At 69.1% G+C, this 10,439-nt stretch carries 10 protein-coding genes; 3 read left to right on the plus strand and 7 right to left on the minus strand.

Going from position 1 to position 10,439, the window contains the following annotated elements:
* Nucleotides 1-3: 3 nt before the first annotated feature.
* Entirely contained in the window at nucleotides 4-723 is a 720-nt protein-coding gene (locus Q7P21_RS15990; protein WP_304177881.1) for an SOS response-associated peptidase family protein, read from the minus strand.
* A gap of 23 nt (nucleotides 724-746) precedes the next feature.
* Nucleotides 747-1,658, minus strand: a complete 912-nt coding sequence (locus tag Q7P21_RS15995; protein WP_304177883.1) for an SMP-30/gluconolactonase/LRE family protein — start codon at nucleotides 1,656-1,658, stop codon at nucleotides 747-749.
* Nucleotides 1,659-1,723: 65 nt separating this feature from the next.
* On the opposite strand from Q7P21_RS15995, the gene Q7P21_RS16000 reads away from it, so the two are divergent.
* On the plus strand, nucleotides 1,724-2,152 hold the full coding sequence (locus Q7P21_RS16000; RefSeq protein WP_304177885.1) for a DUF29 domain-containing protein: 429 nt from the start codon (nucleotides 1,724-1,726) through the stop codon (nucleotides 2,150-2,152).
* 2 nt (nucleotides 2,153-2,154) lie between these two features.
* Here the strand turns inward: Q7P21_RS16000 and Q7P21_RS16005 are convergent, their stop codons facing one another.
* The 4 genes from Q7P21_RS16005 to Q7P21_RS16020 form a co-directional block, all read right to left on the minus strand.
* Nucleotides 2,155-2,673 carry a dihydrofolate reductase gene (locus tag Q7P21_RS16005; RefSeq protein WP_304177887.1) on the minus strand — a complete coding sequence of 173 codons (519 nt, stop codon included), beginning with the start codon at nucleotides 2,671-2,673 and terminating at the stop codon, nucleotides 2,155-2,157.
* Between the two features lie 34 nt (nucleotides 2,674-2,707).
* Entirely contained in the window at nucleotides 2,708-5,128 is a 2,421-nt protein-coding gene (locus Q7P21_RS16010) for a tetratricopeptide repeat protein (RefSeq protein WP_304177889.1), read from the minus strand.
* A 173-nt stretch (nucleotides 5,129-5,301) separates the two neighbouring features.
* On the minus strand, nucleotides 5,302-6,177 hold the full coding sequence (locus Q7P21_RS16015) for a thymidylate synthase (RefSeq protein WP_304177891.1): 876 nt from the start codon (nucleotides 6,175-6,177) through the stop codon (nucleotides 5,302-5,304).
* Nucleotides 6,178-6,278: 101 nt separating this feature from the next.
* Nucleotides 6,279-6,824 carry a DUF924 family protein gene (locus Q7P21_RS16020; protein ID WP_304177893.1) on the minus strand — a complete coding sequence of 182 codons (546 nt, stop codon included), beginning with the start codon at nucleotides 6,822-6,824 and terminating at the stop codon, nucleotides 6,279-6,281.
* A 145-nt stretch (nucleotides 6,825-6,969) separates the two neighbouring features.
* On the opposite strand from Q7P21_RS16020, the gene Q7P21_RS16025 reads away from it, so the two are divergent.
* Both Q7P21_RS16025 and ilvC read left to right on the plus strand, forming a co-directional pair.
* On the plus strand, nucleotides 6,970-8,004 hold the full coding sequence (locus tag Q7P21_RS16025; protein WP_304177894.1) for an RcnB family protein: 1,035 nt from the start codon (nucleotides 6,970-6,972) through the stop codon (nucleotides 8,002-8,004).
* 146 nt (nucleotides 8,005-8,150) lie between these two features.
* Nucleotides 8,151-9,170 (plus strand): ketol-acid reductoisomerase, encoded by a 1,020-nt coding sequence (ilvC, locus tag Q7P21_RS16030; RefSeq protein ID WP_304177896.1) that lies wholly within the window; start codon nucleotides 8,151-8,153, stop codon nucleotides 9,168-9,170.
* Between the two features lie 175 nt (nucleotides 9,171-9,345).
* Here ilvC and rsgA read toward each other — a convergent pair.
* The coding region (gene rsgA, locus Q7P21_RS16035) for a ribosome small subunit-dependent GTPase A (protein ID WP_304177898.1) at nucleotides 9,346-10,439 on the minus strand (1,094 nt) is incomplete at its 5' end.

A 10,439-nucleotide genomic window follows, 5' to 3' on the forward strand; every position in this document is an offset into this window, starting at 1 on the left:
GGCCTAGGGTAGGGCCCGGCGCATCTCGGCGGTCATCAGCTGGACCCGGGGGGCTTCCGTGACCCGGTAGGTTCCGGCCGGGGTTGCGGTGACCAGGGCGGCCTTGCCGGGGCCCGCGAGGTCGAGCCATTGCAGGCCCTGCTCCAGGGTGAGGACGGCGGGGGCGGCGTCCTGGACGGCCGCGAGGTCCGGGCCCGGCGGCCCCGCCAGTATGGCGAAGCTCTCGATCGGCTCGGCGAGGTCGGACGGCTGGGCGCGGTCCCAGACAGCGGCGAAATAGCGGATGCGGTCCTCGTCGTCGGCCGGGGTCCAGGCGGCCTCCCAGCGGCGCTTGGGCTGGCCCTTGCGCCAGCCGGCGGGCGCGTCATAGGCGATGAAGCTGGAGACCGGGACCAGGGCGCGGCGCTGGCGATAGGCCTCGCGGAAGGCCGGGGTGGCGTCGACGGTGGCGATGGGGGCCAGGGTGGTCATCGGCTTCCAGCCGGCGACGGGGCCCTTGTGGAAGGCCGGGATCATCCACCAGCGGCGCTCGACGCCGTCCAGACCCGCGCGCGGGTCCACCGGATCACAGGGCCGGATCAGGGCGGCGCGGTTGGTCGGGCGGATGGGGTCGTCGGCGGCGCGCACGGGCTCGGGATCGGTCCAGCGAAGGGGGACCCCGAGCCTGGCGAAGGCGGCGGCGTAGTCGGCGCGCGAGACGCGGATCTGGAACTCATTGCACATCGCCGCCGCCCCCAGATCCGGAGCTAGGCGTTGTAGTTGAGCTTGAGGCCGGGGCGCGGCCAGGTGGCCTTGAACAGCTTGCCGGTGGCCGAGCAGGTGACCCAGGCGGTGGTCATGTCGGGGCCGCCGAAGCAGATGTTGGTGACGATCAGATCGGGGAAGGCGAAGTGCTCGAAGGCGCCGTCCGGCTGAATGGCGGTGATGCCGCCATTGATGATGGTGGCCACGCAGACCCGGCCGTCGGCCTCCACGGCCAGGCTGTCGAACAGCTGGTAGCCCGGCATGTTGACGATCACCCGGCCGGGCGCGAAGCCGGGCGCCGGAGCGAGCACGCCGGTGGATTCCACGTCGAAGGCCCAGAGCCGGCCGAGATTGGTGTCGGCCACATAGACCACGGTCTCATCCGGCGAGAGGCCGACGCCGTTGGGCGAGATGATATGGTCGCGCTGGCGCGAGATGTGGGAGCCGTCGATCTTGGCGTAGTAGAGCGCGCCGTACTTCTTGCCCTCCGGCGTCGAGCAGCCGTGGTCGGTGAACCAGAAGCCGCCGGACTTGTCGAAGACGATGTCGTTGGGGCCGATCAGCCGCTTGCCGTCGCAGGCGTCGTAGAGGGTGGTCAGCTTGCCGGACGCCAGGTCATAGCGCTGGATCATGCCGCCCGCATGGCTGGGCGGGGTGGGGCCGGGGATGGTCAGGCCGCCATTGTCCAGCCACTCGAAGGAGCCGCCATTGTTGGTGATGTAGATCGCGCCGTCCGGGCCGATGGCCGCGCCATTGGGGCCGCCGCCGGTGTCGACCACCGTGGTCTTCTTGCCGTCCGGGGTGACGCGTGTCAGGCGCTGGCCCTTGATCTCGGTCAGGATCACCGAGCCGTCGTTCATGGCGATGGGGCCTTCGGGGAACTCAAGACCCTCGGTGATCAGCTCGATATTCATGGCGCGTTTTCCTCGGATTGTGATTTTCTGGCACTATGTCCGCTATGCCCTGCGTGAGGCCAGCCATGACGAAGCTTTACGATCGAGATTTCTTCGCCTGGACCCAGGATCAGGCCGACGCCCTGCGTCGCCGGAGCGTCAACGAGATCGACTGGGACAATCTGCTGGAGGAGGTCGAGAGCTTGGGGCGCCAGCAGCAGAGCGAACTCACCAGCCATATGGCCGTGCTCCTTACCCACCTGCTGAAGTGGCGGATGCAGCCGGCCCGCCGGAGCCGCAGCTGGGTCCTGACCATACTGGAGCAAAGAGCGCAGGCGGAGCGGCTGATGCGCGACAACCCGAGCCTGAAGCCCCGCCTGGATGAGGTCCTGTCCGACGCCTACAAGCTGGCGCGGCTGCGGGCGGCGCGGGAGACGCGCCTGTCGCTGGGCAATATCCCGGAGGCCAGCCCCTTCGACTGGACCGACGCTATGACCGCGCCGATCGCCCTGTAGGATTAGCGCCGCTCCAGCACCCGGATGGTGAAGGGATGGTCGTCGCCGTCGCCGGCGGGATAGTCCTGGGACCGGACCTCCTTCCACTGGCTCTCGTCGAAGCCTTCGAGCTTTACGTCGCCCTCGAGGTCGGCATGGACCTCGGTGAGATAGATGCGGCCGGCCTTGGCCAGGGCCAGCTTGAACAGCGAGGCGCCGCCGATCACGCAGACCTCGGTCTGCTCATCGTCCTCGGCCTGCTCGCGGCCGATGGCGACGGCCTCCGTGAACTCCTCACAGACCACGCAGCCGGGCGGGGCGAAGGAGCCGTCACGGCTGAGCACGATATTGGTGCGCCCGACCAGGGGGCGGCGCGGCAGGCTGTCCCAGGTCTTGCGGCCCATGATCACCGGCTTGCCCATGGTCACCGCCCGGAAGTTGGCGAGGTCGGTCTTCAGCTTCCACGGCAGGCCGCCGTCCTTGCCGATGACGCCGTTGCGGGCCCGGGCGATGGGGCCGGCGGTGAGGGTGATGCGTGTCATGGGGCGAGGATACACGACTCGCGGGGCGCGCGGGTCAGCCGCCGAACTCTTCCAGCAGAGCGGACACGAGGTCCGCCCACCCGTCGAGGCGTGGCTGATGCCTCAGCCGCATCGCGGGATACCAGGGGCTGTCCAGTCGCCCGCGCAACCAGCGCCAGTCGCGGTTCAGCGCGGGCAGGAGGACGGTGGTCGGCTTGCCCATGGAGGCCGCCAGGTGGGCGACGGAGGTGTCGACGCTGATCACCAGATCCAGGCCGGCGATCATGTCCGCCGTGTCCTGAAAATCCCGGGCGCCGGTGTCTTCGGGATGGAGGCTGACCGCGCCGGGCATGGACAGCAGGCGGGCGGACTCGGCGTCCGGCAAGGAGCGGTGAGCATCATTGGCGTGGGAGGGCCGGCCGCGGGTGGCGACGCCGATCCGGCCGTCGAGCTTGCGACCGCCGGCCAGAGCGCGGACGGGGAAGGGGGGCGGAATGGTCTCTAGCGTGGTCTGAAAATGCAGGGGCAGACTCCCCAGGGGCGTCCAGGCGTCCTGAGCCGGCAGCTTCACCTCGGCGGACAGGCCCACGACCTTGACCTCCAGGGGCTGGAGCAATCGCGCCAGGGGGGCCTGGCACAGCAGGGTCACCTCTCCGGCCCGGGCCTTCAGCAGGTTGGCGTAGCGGGCGAACTGGATCGCGTCGCCGAAGCCCTGCTCGCTCCAGACCAGCAGCCGATCCACCGGTTGCCCCGCCCAGACGGGGATGGTCAGGCGCGGCACGTGGGGCGCGACGCTGGGCACGTTGAGACGGCTCTCGTACAGCGGCCAGCCCTCGGCGAAACGTCCGTCGGCGAGGATGGCCGAGGCCAGCCGGAAGGTCAGGCTCGGATCGTCGGGGCGGCGTTTCAGGGCCTCGCGCAGCAGGGCCTCGCCGTCGGCGTATCGGCCGACGGATTCCAGCAGCAGGAACAGGTTGTTGCGCACCACATCGGCGTCGGGGTCCTGGTTGAGGATCGCCCGATAGGCCGTTTCAGCCCCGCCAAGCTCCCCCGCCGCATGGAGCCGCGCGGCGTCCTCGAAGCGGACCTTGTCCTTGGTCTGGATGGCGGGCGCGCCCGGCGCGCGCGCGTCGGCGCGGTCGAGCAGCGTCACGATCTGGCGGCGCAGCGCGTCGATATTGGCGCGCACCCGGGTCTTGTAGGCGATGACCGCGCTGCGATCGACGGACCAAAGCTGGTCGGCAGGCATGTCGCGCCCGAACACGTCCATCAGCATCGAGCGGAACTTGCCGGAGATGTTGATGGAATCGAATTCCCGCTGCTCGGCATAGGCCACCCGTTGGGCCGAGGTGAGCGCGCAGAGCAGGGGGTGCAGGCGCGAAGACGTGACCTCGACATGGCGCTGGATGCGCTCGATCGTCCGGTCCAGGGGCTCGTTGCCCAGGACCTCCTTGCCGATGGTCAGCGGAACGTCGCTGGTGGCCTGCGCCATGGGAAAGGCGTCGATGAGCCAGTCGCCCAGGTGGCGGACGTTTGGCCGGCCCTGGCCATAGAGCAGCACGTCCTCCTCATAGCGGGCGAACCAGATGTCGAGGGCGTCGACCAGCCGGTGCAGCTGACCGGTCGGCAGGGTTTCCCGGTACTGGGTGCCGAAGATCCCGATGGCGGCCGGCGCGCGTTCGACCAGGGCGATGAGCTCGTCGCTGAGCAGTTCGCCATAGAGGCTGTTGCCGATGCCGACGATCAGCAGGTCGGGGGCGCCTTCGGGCGGCGCGTCCAGCGGATCGAGCATGAAGTGGCGGACCACGGCATGGGGCGGCAGCACCTGGCTCAGCAGGTGAACCCCCAGGCGATCGCCGAAATTGCCGTGGTTGGAGGCCGACAGCACCCAGACCTCGCGCTCGGCGACCCGGGGCGGCGCGTCCGGCTCCAGGCGCATCATCAGCTCGCTCGGGCTGAGGGGGCGTCCCACGGCCCGGGTGAAGCCGGCGCCGGTCAAGAGGCCGGGCAGGTCCGGCCGACGATAGGCGTTGATCCAGCCCAGGGCGGCGCGATCCGCCGGGCCTTCACCGCCCAGATTGTAGGTGAGCACGGTCGGGGCGTCCAAGGCGCGCATGCGCTTCAGGAAGCCGGGAACGTCGGTCAGATATTCCAGCACGCCGAGCGCCACGACCACATCGCAGGCGACGTCGTCAGGAAACTCACCCCCGTTGAAGTCGCAGACGATGGTCCGGTCGTCCCGCGCGACGAGGTCGCAGGGGATATAGACGCAACCTTCGGGCAGGAACCGCTCCAGGGCCATGGCCCCGCAGCCGAGATCGAGCACGCGGGCGCCGCGCGGAATGAAGCCCGCCGCGATCTCGGCGCGGGCGGTCCAACTGGTTTCCAGGGCGGAGGGATCTGACCAGCGGATCCGATCGGTCTCCTGCCGCGCCACGGTCGCGCGCCGCCGATCGAGTTCGCTTTCCAGATCCATGGGCATCCCCCGCCTTCTGCTGTCGCCCCCTATACAGAAGGTCGTGACGGGCGTCGCCAGGTTCGGCGGTGAGGGTGGGTGATGCGTGTCGCGGAACGCGTATAGCCGGCTCTGGGCCGGCCCCCTCAGCCGGCTCCGCCGACAGCTCCCCCAGGGGGGAGCAGCGCGTGGAATCACACCGCGATGGGCGCGCGGATGGCGTCGTGGGCCTTGTAGCCGCGCAGCTTGAAGTCCTCGGCCTCGAAGGCGAACAGGTCGTCGCGGTCGGCGATCTCCATGACCGGCAGGGGCAGGGGTTCTCGGGTCAGCTGCTCGCGGGCCTGGTCGAGGTGATTCAGATAGAGGTGGGCGTCGCCGAGCGTGTGGACGAACTCGCCGGGCTGCAGGCCGGTGACCTTGGCGACCATCAGGGTCAGCAGGGCGTAGGAGGCGATGTTGAACGGCACGCCCAGGAACACGTCGGCCGAGCGCTGGTAGAGCTGGCAGGAGAGCTTTCCGCCCCCTTTTCCATCTGGCGCCACGAAGAACTGGAACAGGCAGTGGCAGGGGGGCAGGGCCATGTCCTCGACCTCGGCCGGGTTCCAGGCCGAGACGATGTGGCGGCGGCTTTCGGGATTGGTCTTCAGGCCCTCGACCAGATTGGCGATCTGGTCGATCACCCGGCCGTCGGGGGCGGTCCAGGAGCGCCATTGCTTGCCATAGACCGGGCCGAGCTCGCCTTCCGCGTCCGCCCATTCGTCCCAGATGCTGACGCCGCGCTCCTGCAGCCAGCGCACATTGGTGTCGCCGCGCAGGAACCAGAGCAGCTCCAGGATGATCGACTTCCGGTGCAGCTTCTTGGTGGTCAAGAGCGGGAAGCCCTTGGCGAGGTCGAAGCGCATCTGGCGGCCGAAGACGCCAAGCGTGCCCGTGCCGGTGCGGTCGCCGCGCTGGACGCCGTGGGCCAGGATGTCGGCCAGCAGGTCGAGATACTGGCGCTCGGGATGATCCGCGCCCGCGATGTCGGGGGCTTCGGTCTCACGCGCGAGGAGGGCGAAGGGTGCGTTCATGGGGCTGCCTGTTGCCGGGTGATTCGGCGCTGATTCGCGGGGCGCGTCAGCCGGCTTGGCAAGGGCCGGGCGCCGAATGCGGGGGATAAGCCTGCGACCGATCAGCCGGAGAAGCCGCCGTCGTCGAGGAAGGCCTGTTCGGCGGGGGTGGTCTCGCGGCCCAGGGCGGCGTTGCGGTGCGGGAAGCGGCCGAACTGGGCGATGACCTCGCGGTGGATGATGGCGAACTTCAGATAGTCCGCCTGGCCCAGGGCCTCCATCAGCCGCACCGCCGCGTCCTGGCAGGCCAGGTCCTCGGCGTGTTCGAAGGGCAGGTAGAGGAACATCCGCAGGTCCGCCTCGATCTCGCGGTCGAAGCCGGCGGCCAGAGCGGCGCGCGCGATGGCCAGCGCCTTGCCGTCGGTGGCGAAGGCGTGGGCGTTGCCGCGGTAGAGATTGCGCGGGAACTGGTCGAGGACGATGACCAGGGCCAGGCAGCCTTCCGCCGTCGCCATCCACTTGGCGTCATAGTTTCCGCGCGCGACATTGTGGTGCAGGGCTTCGAACTTCAGCTGGATGGCGTCGTCGAAGGATCGCTTGCCGGCGAACCAGCTCCTGGGTCCGGCGTGACGCCAGAAGCCGATGACGTCCTGGGGCTGGGCGACCATGCGATGTTCCTGCGGCGGCGAGCCCCCTATGTCGCGGGCTCCGGGTTTCTGTTCAACCCCGGTTCAGCTTGGCGGGACCAATCCTTAACGCCAAGGGACGAACAGGTCCGCCGCGCCCCGTGGCGCCGGACAAGCGGGAACAGACATGAAGACGGTGATGAGCGGCGCCCTGGCGCTGATCCTGATGGCCCAGGCGGCCCCCGCGGCGATGGCGCAGGACAATCAGGAACGACATGACTGGCGCGGCCCCCGGCCGCCGCAGTCCGAAGCCCCGCAGGCGCCCCGCGCCGCGCCTCCGGCCCAACCCGCCCAGCAGGCGCCTCAGACGCCGCAGGCCCCGCAGGGCGCCTGGGGCGGCGATCGCGGCGGCCGCGGCCAGCCCAATGGCGATCGCGGGGGAGACCGAGGCGGTGATCGTGGCGGCTGGAACCGTGGCGGCGGCCAGTCCGGCGCCCCGGGCGGCGGTCAGAATTTCGGTCAGAACGGCGGCGGTCAGCCCCAGAACGGCGGCGGCCAAGGCGGCGGTCGCACCTGGACCCCGCCGGCGGGCGGTCAGCAAGGCGGTGGCCAGCCCAATGGTCAACAGGGCGGCGGTCAGCCGAACGGCCAACAGGGCGGACATCAGGGCGGTCAACAAGGCGGCCAACCCGGCGGCTGGAACCGTGGCGACCAGAACGGCCACCGCTGGAACGACACCCCGCCCAACGGCCGCGATGACCGCGATCGCGGCGGTGACAACCGTGGGAACGGCGGCGATCGCTGGAACGACGGCCACGACCGCGACAACCGCTGGAACAATGGCGGCGACAATCGCGGCGGCTATGGCAACGGCTATGGCAACGGCTACGGCTATGGTGATCGCGACTGGAATCGCGGCCAGCCGCAGGGCGGCCGCCCCAACTATGACCGCAACCGCTATCCGCCGCGCTACAACAGCCCGCAGCGCTATCGCGGCTATCAGTACCGCCCGCCGTCCGGCTTCTACATGCGCAGCTGGGGCTTCGGCGACATCCTGCCGCGCGGCTGGTGGGCGCCTGACTATCGGCTGAACAACTGGTGGGACTATGGCCTGCCGATCCCGCCGGCCGGCTATGACTGGGTGCGGGTCGGCGACGACGCCCTGCTCGTCGACATGTGGTCTGGCCGGGTGGTCGAGGTGGTCTACGACGTCTTCTGGTGACGAATGAGCGGCGCGGCGGCGGGCGGAAGCGTCCGCCAGACGCCGCGCCGCCTTGACCTGCGCGCAATTTTCCTCTCCATAGCCCGGCCTTTGCCGAGCCGACCGTGCGTGTCGTCCCGGCGACCCTTGTCCTCAGGAGAACAATCATGCGCGTCTACTATGATCGCGACGCCGACCTCGCCCGGATCCTGGACAAGAAGATCGCCATCGTAGGCTACGGCTCGCAAGGGAGAGCGCACGCGCTCAACCTGAAGGACTCCGGCGTCAAGAACGTGGTCGTGGCGCTGCGTCCGGATTCGGCCACCGCCAAGAAGGTGGAAGCCGACGGCCTGACCGTGATGACCGTGGTCGAGGCCGCCAAGTGGGCCGACGCCATCATGGTGCTGGCCCCTGACGAGCTGCAACGCGGCATCTACAATTCCGAGATCGCGCCGAACATCCGCGACGGCGCGGCCCTGCTGTTCGCCCACGGCCTGAACGTGCACTTCAACCTGATCGAGCCCAAGGCCTCGATCGACGTGCTGATGATCGCGCCCAAGGGTCCCGGCCACACGGTGCGCGGCGAGTACCAGAAGGGCGGCGGCGTGCCGTGCCTGATCGCCATCCATCAGAACGCCACCGGCAACGCCCACGACTTCGGCCTGGCCTATGCCTCGGCCATCGGCGGCGGCCGCTCGGGCGTGATCGAGACCACCTTCCGCGAAGAGTGCGAGACGGACCTGTTCGGTGAGCAGGCCGTGCTGTGCGGCGGTCTGGTGGAGCTGATCCGCGCCGGCTTCGAAACCCTGACCGAGGCGGGCTACGCGCCCGAAATGGCCTATTTCGAATGCCTCCACGAGGTGAAGCTGATCGTCGACCTGATCTATGAAGGCGGCATCGCCAACATGAACTACTCGATCTCCAACACTGCGGAGTACGGCGAGTACGTGACCGGCCCGCGCATCGTGACGCCGGACACCAAGGCCGAGATGAAGCGCGTGCTGGAAGACATCCAGTCGGGCCGTTTCGTGCGCGACTTCATGCTGGAGAACCAGGCCGGTCAGCCGAGCTTCAAGGCCACCCGCCGTCGCGCCGCCGAACATCCGATCGAGGATGTCGGCGCCCGCCTGCGCGCCATGATGCCCTGGATCACCAAGAACAAGCTGGTCGACCAGACCCGGAACTAAGCGACCCATCGGTTGCAGACGTCGAAGGCCCGGGCGCAATCCCGGGCCTTTTTCGTTTGGCCTAGAGCCCTTCCCGGTTTGGTTGAATCAGCCAAACCGGAAAAGAAGTGCGCTAAATCAAAAAGTTAGAGCATGTCTTGATCCGAAAAGTGCGTCACACTTTTCGGGAAATGCTCTAGTCGTCGATCTGGCGCTTGTCGCGGGTGCGCTGGCGGCCGGCCTTGTTGATCGCCGCCCAGCGTTTGCGCTCGGCCGCTGCGGCGATCGGGTCCTCCTTGCGGATCGTGTGGGCGACCTCCTTCTGCAGCTTCTGGAAGCTACGCCAGCGCTCGGCGTCCAGGGCGCCGTTGGCGAGCGCCGCCTGAACCGCGCAGCCGGGCTCCTTGTCGTGGGCGCAGTCGCGGAAGCGGCAGCCCAGGCCGATGTCCTCCACCTGGGCCGTGGTCTCGGCGAAGGCCGCCGCGATCCCGGCTTCGGAGTCCCAGAGCGCCAGCTCGCGCATCCCCGGCGTGTCGAGGATGAGGGCGCCGGAGGGCAGCAGGATCAGTTCGCGATGGGTGGTGGTGTGGCGGCCATGGGCGTCGGCCTCGCGGATGTCCCGGGTGACCATCTTCTCGACGCCGGCCAGCGCATTGACCAGGGTGGATTTGCCGACGCCGGAAGAGCCCAGCAGGACGGCGGTCTTGCCCGGCGCGAGCAGGGCGGAGAGCGCCTCCAACCCCTGGCCTGTGCGGACCGAGATCGCCAGGACCGGCACGCCGGGCGCAATCTGCTGCACGCTCTGGATCAGCGGATCGGGGTCGGGGCAGATGTCGGCCTTGGTGAGCAGGATCACCGGCTGGGCGCCGCTCTCGTAGGCGGTGGCCAGGTAGCGCTCCAGCCGCCGCAGGTTGAGGTCGGCGTTGAGCGAGGCCGACAGCAGGGCCATGTCGACGTTGGCCGCCACCACCTGCTGTTCCTTGGCGGGGCCGGCGGCCATGCGGGTGAAGGCGGTGGCGCGGGGCAGGATGTGGGCGATCACCGCGGCGTCGCCCTTGATCTCCACCGCCGCCCAGTCGCCGGTGACGGGATAGCCGCCGTCCGCCGCCTCATGGCGGAAGTGGCCGGAGATGCGCCCCTCCATCTCGCCGGTCTCGGCGACGAGGCGATAGAGGTTGCGTTGCTGGACGATGACGCGGGCGGGAACAAGGCCCGCCTCGGCGAACGGTTCGAATGTGCGCTGGAGTTGTTCGCTCCAGCCGTATTTGCTGAGCAATGTCAGGGTTTCCT

The organism is Phenylobacterium aquaticum, from assembly GCF_947378715.1.
Lineage (GTDB): Bacteria > Pseudomonadota > Alphaproteobacteria > Caulobacterales > Caulobacteraceae > Phenylobacterium > Phenylobacterium aquaticum_A.